At 67.6% G+C, this 15,945-nt stretch carries 11 protein-coding genes and 1 tRNA gene; 2 read left to right on the forward strand and 10 right to left on the reverse strand.

Annotated features, from left to right (window positions below):
* Positions 1-6 precede the first annotated feature (6 nt).
* Positions 7-1,617, reverse strand: coding sequence for a hypothetical protein (locus ACS5PM_RS22825; protein WP_439390002.1), 1,611 nt, complete (start codon positions 1,615-1,617; stop codon positions 7-9).
* Between the two features lie 244 nt (positions 1,618-1,861).
* Here ACS5PM_RS22825 and ACS5PM_RS22830 point away from each other — a divergent pair, with 244 nt between their 5' ends.
* The gene (locus ACS5PM_RS22830; protein WP_439390003.1) at positions 1,862-4,096 is read left to right on the forward strand and encodes a tetratricopeptide repeat protein; all 2,235 of its coding nucleotides are present in this window, start codon (positions 1,862-1,864) and stop codon (positions 4,094-4,096) included.
* A gap of 280 nt (positions 4,097-4,376) precedes the next feature.
* Here the strand turns inward: ACS5PM_RS22830 and ACS5PM_RS22835 are convergent, their stop codons facing one another.
* The 4 genes from ACS5PM_RS22835 to ACS5PM_RS22850 all read right to left on the reverse strand — a co-directional run bounded on the left by ACS5PM_RS22835 (position 4,377) and on the right by ACS5PM_RS22850 (position 11,877).
* The gene (locus ACS5PM_RS22835; RefSeq protein ID WP_439390004.1) at positions 4,377-6,479 is read right to left on the reverse strand and encodes a peptidase domain-containing ABC transporter; all 2,103 of its coding nucleotides are present in this window, start codon (positions 6,477-6,479) and stop codon (positions 4,377-4,379) included.
* A 10-nt stretch (positions 6,480-6,489) separates the two neighbouring features.
* Positions 6,490-7,740: an HlyD family secretion protein gene (locus ACS5PM_RS22840; RefSeq protein WP_439390005.1), complete on the reverse strand. Its 1,251-nt coding sequence runs from the start codon at positions 7,738-7,740 to the stop codon at positions 6,490-6,492.
* Positions 7,741-7,863: 123 nt separating this feature from the next.
* Positions 7,864-10,608 carry a preprotein translocase subunit SecA gene (secA, locus tag ACS5PM_RS22845; protein WP_439390006.1) on the reverse strand — a complete coding sequence of 915 codons (2,745 nt, stop codon included), beginning with the start codon at positions 10,606-10,608 and terminating at the stop codon, positions 7,864-7,866.
* Positions 10,609-10,854: 246 nt separating this feature from the next.
* Complete coding sequence (locus tag ACS5PM_RS22850; RefSeq protein ID WP_439390007.1) at positions 10,855-11,877, reverse strand: M23 family metallopeptidase; 1,023 nt, start codon at positions 11,875-11,877, stop codon at positions 10,855-10,857.
* 18 nt (positions 11,878-11,895) lie between these two features.
* On the opposite strand from ACS5PM_RS22850, the gene ACS5PM_RS22855 reads away from it, so the two are divergent.
* On the forward strand, positions 11,896-12,222 hold the full coding sequence (locus ACS5PM_RS22855) for a hypothetical protein (RefSeq protein ID WP_439390008.1): 327 nt from the start codon (positions 11,896-11,898) through the stop codon (positions 12,220-12,222).
* Positions 12,223-12,241: 19 nt separating this feature from the next.
* Here ACS5PM_RS22855 and ACS5PM_RS22860 read toward each other — a convergent pair.
* The 5 genes from ACS5PM_RS22860 to ACS5PM_RS22880 all read right to left on the reverse strand — a co-directional run bounded on the left by ACS5PM_RS22860 (position 12,242) and on the right by ACS5PM_RS22880 (position 15,940).
* A tRNA-Thr gene (locus ACS5PM_RS22860) sits at positions 12,242-12,317 on the reverse strand.
* Between the two features lie 45 nt (positions 12,318-12,362).
* On the reverse strand, positions 12,363-12,932 hold the full coding sequence (locus tag ACS5PM_RS22865; protein ID WP_439390009.1) for a ClpXP protease specificity-enhancing factor: 570 nt from the start codon (positions 12,930-12,932) through the stop codon (positions 12,363-12,365).
* 28 nt (positions 12,933-12,960) lie between these two features.
* A complete protein-coding gene (locus ACS5PM_RS22870; RefSeq protein ID WP_439390010.1) occupies positions 12,961-13,572 on the reverse strand; it encodes a glutathione S-transferase N-terminal domain-containing protein in 612 nt (203 codons plus the stop codon).
* Between the two features lie 150 nt (positions 13,573-13,722).
* Positions 13,723-14,487: a cytochrome c1 gene (locus ACS5PM_RS22875; RefSeq protein WP_439390066.1), complete on the reverse strand. Its 765-nt coding sequence runs from the start codon at positions 14,485-14,487 to the stop codon at positions 13,723-13,725.
* Positions 14,488-14,512: 25 nt separating this feature from the next.
* Positions 14,513-15,940 (reverse strand): cytochrome b, encoded by a 1,428-nt coding sequence (locus tag ACS5PM_RS22880; protein ID WP_439390011.1) that lies wholly within the window; start codon positions 15,938-15,940, stop codon positions 14,513-14,515.
* Positions 15,941-15,945 lie beyond the last annotated feature (5 nt).

Consider the following 15,945-nt stretch of genomic DNA (forward strand, 5'->3'; position numbering starts at 1 on the left):
CTAACTTCAGGTGCGTTCGCCGTGCCGCTCCAACCAGGTCAGCAGTCGGCGTGCGATCGCTCCCAGCGGCCAGGGCTGCCGCGGACGACCGCAACTCTCGCCGTCGCCGCCACCCGGCGGCTTGCCCTCCGGCGGCGCCGGTTCGGCCCGCGGGTTGAATCCCGGCAGCCGCGGGATGGAGCCGACGTGGAAGGCCTTGAACGGCACGTCCTTGTGGTACTCGACGAGGAAGTCGACCCAGGTGGTGTCCTTCAGGAAGTCGATCACACCGCGTTGCAGCGGCGCCTTCTGGTCCGGATTGACATCCACGTAGTAGGTCGATCGCCAGTCCCAGACGCCGTCGCGCAGCGGGTCCGGCAGAAAGATGTTCATGGCCAGCAACGGCGAACTGAAGTCCCAGCGGATCTTGTCGGTCTCGTCCAGCCAAGGCACGTCGTTGTCGCCATAGGCCTTGATCCCGTCTAGAAGCTTGACCAGCCCTGCAGCCTCGCTCTGGATGGCGGGATAGCCGGTGGCCTGCGTCTGCAGCGTCGCCGCCAGGCTGCGCAGGTCGGTGAGCTGGTCGGGGGTCTCCAGCTCCCAGCCCGTCTCGGAGTCGTATTGCTGGGCTTCCAGGATGGCCTGGCGGATCATTCCGACGACCTGCGGCCGGTCGCCCGGGGCGGCGCCCTGAAGGGCTTTGATCAAGGCGTCGGACAGCCGGTCGACTCCATCGGCAATGCCCGGCATCCGCGACAGGGCGACCACGCCGCCCACCGTCGGGTGACGCGGCTTGGCGGTCAGGGCCTTGTGGTTCTCCTCGGCGAACCACAAGGCCAGCTGCTGGCAGGTGGCGGTGCCGGCCTGCTGAAGCCGCTGGAAGACGGCCGGGTAGGCCGCGCCCGAAGTGAAGAAGTTGTAGTTGTTGTAGCCGGTGGCGCAGACGCCGTACGGCGCCACCGTGTGCAGCACCTCCACCGACATGTTGAAGCAGTTGTTGAAGTGGATGACCCCAGCGCGCGGGGCACCGAGGTCACGTGCCATCCGCAGCGCCTCCCCCAGCTGCCAGGTTGACAAGTAAGTGCTGTTCGCCGGCAGGCCTGGATAGCCCGCAGGCAAGCCCGGATATCCGGCTGGCAGCACGGGACTGCCATCGGGATGGACCGGCGCGCAATCCTTGTCGGAGAAGTGCCATTCGAACTTGCCTGTTTCGGTGACGCGGCTCCATGTCAGGTTGCGCCGATTTACATCGGGCAGGTAGCCCGCGCCGTGGCCTTCGAGGGCAAGAACGAGCGCGGCACGCGGGCAGCGCTCGTGGGCCTGGGCGATCAAGCCGGCCAGCGTGCGCTCCGAGGAGAAGTCGTGCTTCCAGCGCGAGACGATCTGCATCGCCTCCGGCTGCCCAGCCGGAATCTCGACCAGCCAGGAGTTGTCCTCGACACGGTCGATCAACGCCACGACATGAACGCCCGCAGTGGCCACGCCCTTCAGGGCCGCCACCAAGGGGTGGGTTTGCACGGACGCGGTGAGGTTGTCCGGGAAGGTGCTCAGCACGTCGTCCGAGCCGAACGGCGCGTAGACGGCAAGCACCACGCCTTCGGTCTTGGCACCGGTGTCGGACAGATTGGGTAGGGCCACGGCGGTTTCTCCTCTTGGATTGGATGAATGGACGCGCGCACCCGCCTGCTGTGGCGGCATGCAACGGCACGAACACCATATGCCGCAGCCATTACCATCCCCATGCATGGCCGGCGGCCGAAATGGCCCGGCTGCTAGACGATTGCTGAACGATTCACGCCGAGGTCGCCCGACCGCCCCCCTAGCCTGAGGCCACCCGATGCCGTCGCCTCGCTCCCATACCTCCCGATTGACGATAGGCGCCTTGCTCGGTGCTGGGCTCAACGCGTACCGGCGCGGCAGCCTGGGTGAGCTGCCCGAGCGCCACACGCGGTTGCGGCGTCTGCTGCAGGAGCGCTGGCTGGCTGGAGTCACGCACACCCTCGGCGACGCGCTGCCGGCTCCACGTCGGACCGCCTTGTCGCTCCTGGTGCTGATGCGTTGGGGCTTGTCACAGCTGCGGCCGGATCAGAGCCCGGGACTGGAGGGTATCGAGGAGCATGCATGGCTCGCCAGCACCAGCTGGCGGCCACTGCTGGCGATCGCCTGCCATCACGGCTTCCTGCCAGTGCCCTCGTTCCCTTCCCGATACCACCGGCGTGCGGATGAATCGCCCATCGAGAATCTGTGCGGCCTGTGGGCAATCGGCCACAGCACGCTCTACCGCTACCTCGACAAAGGTCGGCGCCAACTGATCGATGTCTTCGCTGATCCAGCGCCCACCGGCATCCAGCGCCTGCAGCTGCGCCGAGCGGCGCACGCAGAACTGCGGGCCCTGTTTCAGCCCGAAGCCGGCTGGCAGGCCTGGCACGGCGCGCAGGCGCGCACCGCCTTGATGAACGGTGGGGTAGCCGATGCGCTTTGGCACTTCTGGCAGGCGGGCGACTTCGGCGGACTTTTCGATGCCTTGCATCACCACGGCACCGAAGTCGCCGGATCGCCCGAGTCCGATGCGCTTCTCGAAGCGGTCGAGGTCGAGTCTCCGCTCAGCCCAGCCGAACGCTTCGAACTGGCGCTGCGCCGGGCGCAGATCTGGCGCTACCGACATGACAGCGTCCGCGAGGAGGAGGCGCTGCGCCGCGGGCTTCGCCAAGCGCACGATCTGGCGGATCCGCTGCGCCTCGGCGTGGCGCACGCGGCCATCGCACGCTTTCACGAAACGCGTGATCGAGACCGCGCCTTTGCGTGTTACGAAGAAGCCGTCGAGCACCTCCGGCGCGTCCTCTCGGAGACCGGCCACCCCGAGCGAATGAGAGCGGTGCAGGAGTACGCGAGTTGCGTCGTGCGTCTGGCATGGCTGCACTTGCGCCGCAACAATCCTCGCGCCAAGGCCTTGCTGGACCAGGCCCAGCAGTTGGGCCGCGAGCACGACCTGCCGGGCGACATCCTGGCGCCACTGGAACAGACCTGGGGCGAGTATTGGCGCTGCCTGGGCGACACCGGGCGAGCGCTGGAGCACAAGCACAAGGCGCTGATCGTCTACGAGCGCCTGGGCGATCAACGCGCCGTGCTCAACACGTATCGCAACCTAAGCCTGATCTATGGTGAGGCACGGGATTTTGAACGCGCGCTGGACTACGGCCGGCGTGTTATCGATGCTGCACGCGAGATGATGGTCGAGCCTGACGTCCTTGCGGGCGCCCACGGAAACCTGGGAGTCGCCTACTTCTATCTTGGACAGCTGGACCAGGCGATAGACCAGTATCAGGAAGCGCTTCGTATTGAAGAGACTGCCGGGCTGCGCGCGCACCTCGGAGCTTCACACTACAACCTCGCCGAGGCCTACTACAAGCGCTTCCAGCACAAGGGGCAGCGCGACGACGAGGTGCTCGGCGACCGGCATGCGGCCATGGCGGCAAGACTGAGTGCCGAAGACAACACGCCAGGCCTTGGGTCTTCGGTTCGCACACTAAAAGAGGAAACGCTGGGAACGTCTAGCGGCCCGGACAGGCTGATCCCTGTCGAGTACGCCGCCCACTTCGAGGAAATGGCCGACATCCAGCGCCTTCGAACCAGCCTGGCCATGCCGCAGGGGGCAGCCCAGCAGGTGCGCGCCCACCTGGCCATCGCGCGCGCCTACCTCGCGATCGCGGCCAAGGAGCGCGAGAGCGCACTGGCGCTGGCTCAGCGCCACGGCCTGCAGGAAGACTTCGGGCCCGAACTGGATGCCCTGCGTCAGGCCTTCACCCGGGATCTCACGAGGGAGCAACGCCTCTCGCAGACCTGGGCTGAACACAGCGACGACCTTTTACGCAGCGACCGCCGCCAATTGGTCCTGGCGCACGTTCTCGCGCAAGGCAGCATCAACAAGAGCACCTATGCCGAGGTCGCCGTCGTCAGCTTGGCGACCGCATCCAAACACCTCGGGCTGCTGGCAGAACGAGGACTGCTGGTGCAAACGGGAAAGGGGCCCAGCACCCGTTACCTGTTGGCCGACGGCCCTGTGCCGAATCGAACGCCACCCATCTTGGGGATGCCCGCGCCCGGGAGCGCCTTCTAGCATCGACCGGCCTGACGCCATCCGCGCGGGCCGTCTGCCTTAAACGGATCACGTCGAGGGCGGGCGATGTCTATCGTCGATTCAAGGAGGACAACATGTCAACGACTAAGAAGGCTCCCGTGCCTGCCATCCGGGTGCTGACGCCAAAAGAAACGAAACAGGTCTCCGGCGGACCTATGGGTTCGCCCACGCTCAGCGTGCCCAACGACCCCAAACTCGGCGCCCAACCCACCCGCTGACGCCCCCTCGGCGCGCCACGAGCTGTTCGGCGCGCCTTCCTTCACCCTTCCACCAGCCGCCCGTCCTTCATCACCAGCACCCGGTCCGCCATCGCGATGGTCTCGGGCCGGTGGGCGACGACGATGCGGGTCAGGTTCAGCGCGCGCACGGTGTCGTTGACCGAGCGCTCGTTGCCCAGGTCGAGATGGCTGGTCGCCTCGTCGAGCACCAGCATCCGCGGCCGGTGGTAAAGCGCCCGGGCCAGCAGGATGCGCTGCTTCTGCCCGCCGGAAAGGCCGACGCCGGATTCGCCGGTCAGCGTGTGGAAGCCCATAGGCATCGAGGCGATCTCGCGCTCTACGCCGGCCTGCACGGCGCACTCGACGATGCGATCCCATTGCGGATCGGGGTCGAAGAAGCAGATGTTGTCGGCGATGGAGCCTGAGAAGAGGCGGTCCTCCTGCATCACCGTGCCGACCAGCCGCCGGTAGTTCGCCAGGCCGAGCTGCTGCAGGCGCATGCCGCCGACGTGCACTTCGCCCTCGGTGGGCGGCAGCAAGCCGAGCATGACCTTGACCAGGGTGGTTTTGCCGCAGCCCGAGGGGCCGGTCACGGCCACGCACTCGCCGGGTTCGATGCGCAGGTCCACGGACTGCAGAACCGGCGGCTCCGTCGGTGAGTAGCGGAAGGCCACCCCGCGCATCTCCACCGCCATCTCGAGCTTGTCGAGATCCTGTTCGGCGGGCAGCAGCGGCGTGGCGTCCTCCTGCGGCTGCCAGACGATGTCGGCCAGGCGCTCGCCGTGCAGCTTGAGCATGGACAGCTCGGCCAGCTTGTCCACCAGCGCCGCGACCCGCGTGGAGAACTGCCACTGGTAGGCCAGGTAGGCGAACAGCATGCCGGCGGTGAACTGGTGGGCCAGCACCAGGCGTGCCGCCAGCCAGACCACCACGACGCGTTCCAGCCCGGCGAGCAGCACGCGGGCGGTGTCCTGGCCCAGCGTGAGGCGCTGCACGCGCAGGCCGGCGTTGAACTCGTCGGCCAGCATGTTCAGCCATCCGGCGCGCCGCACGTCCGCCTTGGCGAACAGCCGCACGCTCTGGATGCCACCGACCGTCTCGATGAGGTGGGTCTGCTGGCGTGCCGTGTGGACGATCTGCTCCGCCTCCGCCTCCCGCTGGGCGCGAAAGCGCGCGCGCCGCAGGAGCGCGTACGCGCCCATCGCCGCGAGCGACACGCCGGTCAGCTGGGGGCTGTAGGCCAGCATCATCGCGAGCGTGCCGACGGTCATCAGGCCGTCGACCACCGTCTGGGCGAACTGGGTCGTGAGGGTGCGCTGGATGGTGCCCACCGCGCCGAAGCTGGCCAGGATGTGGCCGATGTGCCGCTTCTCGAAGAAGTCCAGCGGCAGGCGCACCAGGTGCGCGAAGACGTTGCCGAGCCACTGGAAGTTCAGGCTCGTGCCGAGCACGATGACGAACCAGCCCCGCACCGCATGGATCACGCCCTGCACCAGCACCAACAGCGCGAAGCCGAGGCCCAGCACGGTCAGCATGTCCTCGTCGCCGTTGACCAGCACGTGGTCCACCACCCACTGCAGGTAGAACGGCGTGGCGAGCGTGACGATCTCCAGCAGCGCCGCCAGCAGGCCGATCTGCGCCAGCCCCCGCCCCAGGCCGCTGACGCGGCCCATCAGCCCGCGCAGCGAGACCCGCGGGCCCTCCTCCTGCGCCACGAAGCCCGGCCCCGGGCTCACCTCCAGCGCCACGCCGGTGAAGTGCTTGCCGAACTCGGCCAGCCCCATGCGCCGCTCGCCCACCGCCGGGTCGTGGATCACCGCCTCGCGTGCATTCACCGAGCGGAGCACGACGAAGTGGTTCATGTCCCAGTGCAGGATGCAGGGCAATTGCAGCTGCGGCAGCTGATCCATGTCCAGCCGCAGGGCACGCGTCTGCAGCCCCAGCGCCTCGGCGATGCGCATCAGCGCCTCCAGCGTCGCACCCTTGCGCGAGATGGCGAAGCGCAGCCGCAGCTGGGCGAGGTCGGCCCGGTGGCCGTGATAGTGGGCGACCATCGCCAGGCTGCACAGGCCGCACTCGGTGGCTTCGGTCTGGATCATCACCGGCAGCCGGTGACCCCAGCCGGCAAACAGGCGCCCGGTCATGCGGGGCAACTCACAGCGATCGCCCCACGCCCAGCAGCGGCGCCAGGGCCCATTCGATGAGCGTCCGGTGCTCCAGCGCGATGCTGGCCTGCAGCAGCATGCCGGGGCGCAACGGCACCGCCTGGCCGGTGCGTTCGCGCAGCGTGGCCATGTCGATGTCGACCCGGGCGCGGTAGACGGCTGCTGCGCCGCCGGTCGTCGGCGAGACGAGCCCGGCCGTGCGTTCGGCCGTCGCCACGGGACTCAGGGAGACGCTGCTCACCCGGCCGGGAACCAGGCCGAACTGCTCGTAGGGATAGGCCTCGAAGCGCAGTTGCACCGCCTGGCCCGGCTGCACCTGGCCCGCCGCGCGCGAAGGCATCATCAGCTCGGCCACCAGCTGGGCCCCCTTGGGCACCAGGTGCGCCAGCTCCGCCGCCGCATCGAGGGCCTGGCCCGGCTCCACCAGGACGGCGGCCAGCACGCCGTCGTCCGGCGCGTGCACCACCACTTCGCGCTGCAGATCGCTCTCGTCCATCTGCTGGCGCAGCGCCGCCAGTTCGCGACGAAGGGAGGACTGCTCGCGCTCGGCCTGCACAGGCGCCTCGCCCCGCTGGGCCTGCACGGCCGCCAGCTCGCCCTCGGTGTCGAGGCGGTTGCGGTCCAGCCGCGCCAGGCGCGCCTGCTCTTCCAGCGCCTCGGCGCGCTTGGCTTCGGCGAGCAAGGGGCTGACCATCCCTTCGCGGGCCAGCTGGGCCTGGCCTTCGGCCACGCGGCTCAGCACATTGGCACGCTCCTGCTGGATGCGCCGCTCCTCGGCCAGCTGCCGAAGGCTCGCCTCGAGATGGCTGGCGCGAGCGCGCAGGTCGCGTTGTCGCAGCGTGGCCAGTTCTTCCTGCTGGCGCGCTTCGCTCTCCAGGCGTTGCAGGCGGTCGGCGAGCGAGCGGCTGATGTCGCCCCGGCTCGCGCCGGTCGAGGCCACGCGCTCGTCGCGCACGACGAACAGGGCGTCTCCCGCCTTGACGGCCTGCCCGGCCACCGCCTTCACCTCCTGCACCCGCCCGGCCTGCGGTGCCACGAGGCGGATCACGCCTCGGTCGGGCACGACGATGCCGGTGACGACTTCCTTGCGCGTGAACCCGGCCTTCCAGGCGAACACCAGCAGCGCTGCCACCAGCAAGGTCAGCAGCGCCGTGATTGCCCCAAAGGACCAAGGCCGCGCCAGAACGACGGTGCCGTGGAAGCGCTGGCGCTGGTGGTCGACCGCCTCGATGCGGAACAAGGTGCCCCCAGGCTCGGGAGCGTGTCCCGGGCCGCCCCCCGCTGGGGTTTGAGCAGCCCTGCCGAGCCGGCTCTGCTCAAGGCGCGCGTGAATCGGCGGTTCGCGATCCACGGCACTTGAACGTTAGGCGAGACGCCCGTGGCAGGCCTTGTACTTCTTGCCACTGCCGCAGGGGCACGGGTCGTTGCGGCCCACGCGCGGGACCTGCGAAGCAAGCGTCGCGGGATCCGCCTCGCTGCTGACGCTGCCGTCCTCGTTGGGATGGGTGTAGGTGACGTTGGAGATGCGGTCGGCGCTTTCCTCGATGGCCTCGGCCGCCTGGCTGACCTGCTCCTGCGTCTGGATGCGCACGGTCATCAGGATGCGCGTCACTTCCATCTTCACCACGTCCAGCAGCTGCGCGAACAGCTCGAAGGCCTCGCGCTTGTACTCCTGCTTGGGATTCTTCTGGGCGTAGCCGCGCAGGTGGATGCCCTGGCGCAGGTAGTCCAGCGCCGCCAGGTGCTCGCGCCAGTGCGAATCCATCGACTGCAGCAGCACCATCCGCATGAACGGCGTGAACTGCTCGGCGCCGACCAGTTGCAGCTTGCCCTCGAAGGCGGCGTCGGCCGCCTGGATCACCTTCTCGAGGATGTCGTCGTCGGTGATGGAGTCGCTCGCCTCGACGAGAGGCTGCAGCGCCACGTCCACTTGCCACTCGTCGCGCAGGACCTTCTCCAGCGCGGGCAGGTCCCACTGCTCCTCGACGCTTTCGACGGGCACGTAGGTGCGCACGACGTCGGTCATCGTCGCCTTGCGCAGGTTGGTGATCTGGTCGGCCAGCGAGCTCGCTTCCAGGATCTCGTTGCGCTGCTGGTACATGACCTTGCGCTGGTCGTTCGAGACGTCGTCGTATTCCAGCAGCTGCTTGCGGATGTCGAAGTTGCGGGCTTCGACCTTGCGCTGGGCCGACTCGATCGAGCGCGACACGATGCCCGCCTCGATCGCCTCGCCCTCGGGCATCTTCAGCCTTTCCATGATGGCCTTGACGCGGTCGCCCGCGAAGATGCGCATCAGCGGGTCTTCGAGCGACAGGTAGAAGCGCGAGGCGCCCGGGTCGCCCTGGCGGCCGGAGCGGCCACGCAGCTGGTTGTCGATGCGGCGGCTTTCGTGGCGCTCGGTGGCGACGATGCGCAGGCCGCCTTCGGCCTTGACCTTCTCGTGCAGGCCCTGCCATTCATCCTTGAGTTGCTGGATGCGGCGCGCCTTCTCGTCGGCCGGCAGGCTCTCGTCCGCCTCGATGAACTGGATCTGCTTCTCGACGTTGCCGCCCAGCACGATGTCGGTGCCGCGGCCGGCCATGTTGGTGGCGATGGTGATCACGCCGGGCCGGCCGGCCTGGGCGATGATCTCGGCCTCCTTCGCGTGCTGCTTGGCGTTGAGCACCTGGTGCGGCAGCTTGGCCTTCTGCAGCAGGCCGGAGATGAGTTCCGAGTTCTCGATCGAGGTGGTGCCCACCAGCACGGGCTGGCCGCGCTCGTGGCAGCTGCGGATGTCGTCGACGACCGCGTTGTACTTCTCGCGGGCCGTCTTGTAGACCAGGTCCAGGTCGTCCTTGCGGATGGTCGGCCGGTTGGGCGGGATGACCACCGTCTCCAGGCCGTAGATCTCCTGGAACTCGTAGGCCTCGGTGTCGGCCGTGCCCGTCATGCCGGACAGCTTGCCGTACATCCGGAAGTAGTTCTGGAAGGTGATCGAGGCGAGCGTCTGGTTCTCGCTCTGGATCTGCACGCCCTCCTTGGCCTCGACCGCCTGGTGCAGGCCGTCGGACCAGCGGCGGCCCGTCATGAGTCGGCCGGTGAACTCGTCGACGATGACCACCTCGCCGTTCTGCACCACGTAGTGCTGGTCGCGCTGGTAGAGGTGGTTGGCCCGCAGCGCCGCGTACACGTGGTGCATCAGCGTGATGTTGGCCGGGTCGTACAGGCTCGCGCCTTCCGCCAGCAGGCCCGCCTCGGAAAGGATGCGCTCGGCGTTCTCGTGGCCCTCTTCGGTCAGGAAGACCTGGTGGCTCTTCTCGTCGACGGTGAAGTCGCCTGCCTCGATCACGCCCTCGCCCGTTCGCAGGTCCGCTTCGCCGATCTGCTTCTTCAGCTTCGGCACGACCGAGTTGATGCGCACGTACAGGTCGGTGTGGTCCTCCGCCTGGCCGGAGATGATCAGAGGCGTGCGCGCCTCGTCGATCAGGATCGAGTCGACCTCGTCGACGATGGCATACGACAGGTGGCGCTGCACGCGGTCGCCCGCGTCGTGGACCATGTTGTCGCGCAGGTAGTCGAAGCCGTATTCGTTGTTGGTGCCGTAGGTGATGTCCGAGCCGTAGGCGGCCTGCTTCTCGGCGCGATCCATGCCGGGGACGTTCACGCCCACGCTCATGCCGAGGAAGTTGTAGACGCGCGCCATCCATTCGGCATCGCGGCGGGCCAGGTAATCGTTGACCGTCACCACGTGCACGCCCTTGGCGGGCAGCGCATTGAGGTAGACCGCCAGCGTGGCCGTGAGCGTCTTGCCCTCGCCGGTGCGCATCTCGGCGATCTTGCCGGCATGCAGCGCCATGCCGCCGATCATCTGCACGTCGAAGTGCCGCATCTTCAGCGTGCGCTTGCTCGCCTCACGCACCACGGCGAAGGCCTCGGGCAGCAGGTCGTCCAGCGTCTCGCCTTTGGCCAGCCGCTCGCGAAATTCGGCGGTCTTGCCCTTCAGCGCCGCGTCGTCCAGCGCCGCGAGGGAAGGCTCCAGCGCGTTGATCGCCTCGACCGTGCGGCGGTAGCCTTTGAGCAGGCGGTCGTTGCGACTGCCGAAAATCTGGGTCAGGAGCTTGGGCAACATGCGGCGCGCGGGGGTGAAGTCTGTCGGTCGGGTCCGGACCGGCGAGGCGCCGAGTCGGCGAGCCATGGATCGCCTGCTGACTTGGGGCCGCATGGCCCGTTCTGCAAGGTCAGCCTGCGCGCCGTGGCGCCCCTGGGACAGCTGAATCGTTATGCGGCGCGCCCGGCTGCTGGCGGCCATGCGAAGGCCGGGCGGACACGGGCGCGAAAGCGGGCGAGTTTAGCACCCGGGTCCTGGTGGACGCCCTCAATGGCGCCGCGACGGCGCGATGGCCAGCGCCGCGGTCGAGACCGCCGCCGCTCCCGATGCAGCCCCCGCGATCGCCGGCGGGGATGCGGCCGCCAGGAACTTGGCCGGGTCCTGCATCACGCCGTCGACCAGCACCTCGAAGTGCAGGTGCGGCCCGGTCGACCGGCCGGTGTTGCCGACCAGCGCGACGGCCTGCCCGCGCTTGATCAGGTCACCCACCTTCACCAGGATGCGCTGGGTATGGGCGTAGCGCGTCGTCAAGCCATTGCCATGGTCGATCTCGAGCAGATTGCCGTACTGTGGATGGAAGTCCGTCGAGACCACCATGCCGCCGGCGGCGGCCAGGATCGGTGTGCCCGGCTCTGCAGAGAAGTCCAGTCCGGTATGCAATGCGGTACGGCCGGTGATGGGATCGATCCGGAATCCGAATCCCGAGCCGACCGGCGCGTCGACCGGCCGCGAGTTGGGAACCATCAGGGCCTTCAGGCGCGACTCGAACAGGCGCGATTCGGCCAGGGTGAAGACATCGCCATGCTGGTCGGCCACCTGGTCCAGGGCGTTCAGGGTCTGGTCGAGCTGTTCGAGGCTGGGATGGGCCAGGGGGACATACGGCCCGCCCTGGCCGGGGGCGCGGCCGGACCGGTCGGGTGGCGAGGACGGCCGCTGCAGCGCCTTGAGTTCTTCGGGCTTGACGCCCGCCAGACCGGTGACGCGCTCGCCCATGGCCTCGAGGTTGATCATGCGGGCCTGCATCTCGCCGACCTTCTTCGCCATCGCGTCGAGGTTGGTCTGCATGTAGCGCTCGCGCTGCGCGATCTCGTCGCGCACCACCAGCCGCACCAGCTGACTGACCACCGGCCACCCCTCTCGGGCGGCCTTGAGAAAGACGAAGTGGTAGACGGTCCCCGACAGCAGCAGCAGCGCCACCACCAGGCTGGCCAGTCCCACGCTGATCTGCCATCGGCTCAGGCTCAGCACCCGGGTCCGCGCCAGGCTGCTGTGGGTGATCAAGATCTGCATCGCTAAACTCCTTGCCCGATGTGCCCTGCCGCTCCCTCACCGCCCGGCCCCTACACCCGGCCGATCCACGAAGCGCTCGGCGCGAACGCGACGCTGGCTCAGCTGCTGCAGCGGCTGAAGGAAGCCGAGGCGCGGATGGAGACCGTTCGCCAGGTGCTGCCCGCGGGGCTGAAACCCCATGTGCGCGCAGGCGTGCTGGACGAGACCGGCTGGAACCTGCTCGTGCCCAACGGCGCGGTGGCCGCCAAGCTTCGCCAATGTCTGCCGGCCATCGAGCAGGCACTGGCCGAGCGGGGCTGGAAGCCTACTGCACTCCGGGTGAAGGTTCAATCAGCGCAGGCCTGAACGCCTCGCGCGCGAAAAATGGTGCCGGCTATCCGAATCGAACGGATGACCTACCGCTTACAAGGCGGTTGCTCTACCAGCTGAGCTAAGCCGGCACGGCCAAGTGCTTGATTCTAGGCGGGTCGTCCGACCCGGCCTGGTCACTTCACACGCTTGAGGGCAGGACGCGGCGGCGTGGGCGGCTCGTCGTCGCCGGGGCCGGCGTCCGCCGCAGACGCGGGTGTGGCAGTCACGCCACTCGTCGTTTCGGTCCGGGCCAGCCGGAGACCGCGCCCCGGACGGGCACCGTTGGCCTCGCCGCCTTCGCTGGGCAGGGCCAGCCCGGCCGGTGCCCCCTCCGGCGTACCGGACGGCATCGGGAAGGCCATCCCCTGGCCGTTTTCCCGGGCGTAGATGGCCACCACGTGGTCGACCGGGACGATGATTTCCCGCGCCACCCCGCCGAAGCGGGCCTTGAACTCGATGTAGTCGTTGCCGAGCTTCAGGCCGCTGGTGGCCTCGAAGCCGACGTTGAGGACGATCTCGTTGTTCTTCACGTACTCGACGGGCACCTGGACGCTGCCATCGACGAACACCGCGAGGTACGGGGTGAAGCCGTTGTCGGTGCACCAGTCGTGCAGGGCGCGGATCAGGTACGGGCGGGTCGACGTGCCCTGGTGGTCAGGGCCCGTCGGCGGTGCGGGCGGAGTCGTCGGAGGCGTGGCGGTCATGAGGCTTGGCTTGCCGGGTGCAACCCGCTTACTTGCGCATCACCTTCTCGGAAGGCGTCAGCGCTTCGATGTAGGCCGGGCGCGAGAAGATCCGCTCAGCGTACTTCAGCAGCGGCGCGGCGTTCTTCGACAGGTCGATGCCGTAGTAGTCCAGGCGCCACAGCAGCGGCGCGATGGCCACGTCGAGCATCGAGAAGTCGTCGCCCAGCATGAACTTGTTCTTCAGGAAGATCGGCGCCAGCTGGGTCAGGCGATCGCGGATCTGCGCGCGGGCCTTCTCCAGCTGCTTGTCGGTCCCCTTGATGCCGCGGCCTTCCAGCAGGTTCACGTTCGAGAACAGTTCCTTCTCGAAATTGAACAGGAACAGGCGCACGCGGGCCCGCGCCACCGGATCACCCGGCATCAGCTGCGGGTGCGGGAAGCGCTCGTCGATGTACTCGTTGATGATGTGCGACTCGTACAGGATCAGGTCGCGCTCGACGAGGATGGGCACCTCGTTGTACGGGTTCATCAGCGCGATGTCCTCGGGCTTCGCGAACAAGTCGACGTCCCGGATCTCGAAGTCCATGCCTTTTTCGAACAGGACGAAACGGCAGCGGTGCGAGTAGGGGCAGGTGGTTCCGGAGTAAAGCACCATCATGGCGGTGGGCTCCTTTTCGAAGCAGTCGAGAAAAGCGAAATCGATTCGACCCGATGCGGGGCCTGAAACGGAAAAACGCAGTGGCGCCGGCGGGCGCTCACTGCGCGGCAGGCCGGGCGGCTTGGCACGCCGCCGGCCGGTCATGGGCGGCTATTTGATGTCTTTCCAATAGGCAGCGTTCAGGCGCCAGGCGAACAAGGTGAAGACCGCGAGGAAGATCAGGACCCAGACCCCGAGGCGGACGCGGTGGGCCTGGGCCGGCTCACCCATCCATTGCAGGAAGGCGACCAGGTCGGCCACCGCCGAGTTGTACTCGGCCTGGCTGAGCTTTCCTGGCGTGACCTGCTCGAAGCCCTTGAAGCGATGGACCGTCTTCTCGTGGTCATGCGGATCGGACACCTCCTCGAAGACGGCGCGCTGCTGGCCCTGCAGTTCCCACAGCACGTGCGGCATGGCCACGCTAGGGAAGGCGAGGTTGTTCCAGCCCGTTGCCGTGGAGTCGTCCCGATAGTAGGTGCGCAGGTAGGTGTAGAGATAGTCGGCACCCGTGCCCTGGCCGGCACGCGAGCGTGCGATCACGGACAAGTCGGGCGGCGCGGCTCCGAACCAGGCCCTGCCCTGCTTGGGCTCCAGCGCCACCTTCATCGTTTCGCCGACCTTGTCGGCGCTGAACATCAGATTGTCCTTGATCTGCTCGTCGGTCAGGCCCAGATCCTTCATGCGATTGAAGCGCATGAACGAGGCCCCGTGGCAGTTCAGGCAATAGTTGACGAACAGCTTGGCGCCGTTCTGCAGCGAGGCCAGGTCGGTCATCCGCTCGGTCGGGAACTTGTCCCAGACCACGCCCCCCTCGGAAGCGAAGGCGCCGCTGACCAGGCACAGCGCGGCGATCCAGCCGGCAACGAGTTTCTTGATCATGGTGTGGTGCTCTCCTGCCGGTTCAGTGCGGATGGAAGGTCACGCGCTCAGGCACGGGCTTGAAGGTGCCGAGCTGGCTCCACCAGGGCATGAGCAGGAAGAAGCCGAAGTAGAACAGGGTGCCGACCTGCGACACGATGGTGCCCGCGGCCGAAGGGGGCTGGATGCCGAGGTACGCCAGGATCAGGAAGATGACCACGAAGACGCCGTACAGCAGGCTGTGCCAGCCCGGGCGGTAGCGGATCGACTTCACGGGGCTGTGATCCAGCCAGGGCAGGAAGAACAGGATGATCACCGCGCCGCCCATGACCACCACGCCCCAGAACTTCGCGTCGAAGAGATGGAGCAGCAGGATGCCCACCGCGGCGGCGACCAGCACACCCACCTTGGCCGCGCCGCCGAGACGGCCGCGCAGCACCGTGGCGATGGCCCCCAGCGCGATGACGACGTCGAGCACCTTGATCATGTCGTCGGTGGTCGCGCGCAGCATCGAATAGAACGGCGTGAAATACCACACCGGCGCGATGTGCGGCGGCGTCTTCAGCGGATCGGCCGGGATGAAGTTGTTGTATTCGAGGAAGTAGCCGCCGAGCTCCGGGGCGAAGAACAGGATCGCGCAGAAGACGATCAGGAACACCCCCACGCCCATCAGGTCGTGCACCGAGTAGTACGGATGGAAGGGGATGCCGTCGAGGGGGATGCCGGTGGCCGGGTCCTTCTTCGCCTTGATCTCGATGCCGTCCGGGTTGTTCGAACCCACGTCGTGCAGCGCGAGAAGGTGGGCGACGACCAGCCCGATGAGGACCAGCGGCACGGCGATCACGTGGAAGCTGAAGAAGCGGTTCAGGGTCGCATCGCCGACCACGTAGTCGCCGCGGATCAGCAGCGACAGGTCATTGCCGACGAAGGGCACGGCGGCGAACAGGTTGACGATCACCTGCGCGCCCCAGTAACTCATCTGGCCCCAGGGCAGGAGGTAGCCCATGAAGGCCTCGGCCATCAGGCACAGGAAGATCGCGCAGCCGAAGATCCAGACCAGCTCGCGCGGCTTGCGGTAGGAGCCGTACATCAGCCCGCGGAACATGTGCAGGTAGACCACGATGAAGAAGGCCGACGCGCCCGTCGAGTGCATGTAGCGGATCAGCCAGCCCCACGGCACGTCGCGCATGATGTACTCGACGCTGGCGAAGGCCACCGGCACGCCGGCGGCGTTGAGCGCCGCGTCGGGCTTGTAGTGCATCACCAGGAAGATGCCGGTGACGATCTGGATCACCAGCACCAGCAGCGCCAGCGAACCGAAGAAGTACCAGAAGTTGAAATTCTTCGGAGCGTAGTACTCCGACATGTGCTTCCTGTACTCGTCGAACGCGGTGGGGAACCGGTTCTCGAACCAGACGGTGACCTTCTGGGCGAGCGGCGCGTCCGCCGGCGCGACTTTGAATTCAGCCATGGTTG

This window comes from Ideonella flava (genome assembly GCF_051857595.1).
In the GTDB taxonomy this organism is placed as follows: domain Bacteria; phylum Pseudomonadota; class Gammaproteobacteria; order Burkholderiales; family Burkholderiaceae_C; genus Ideonella.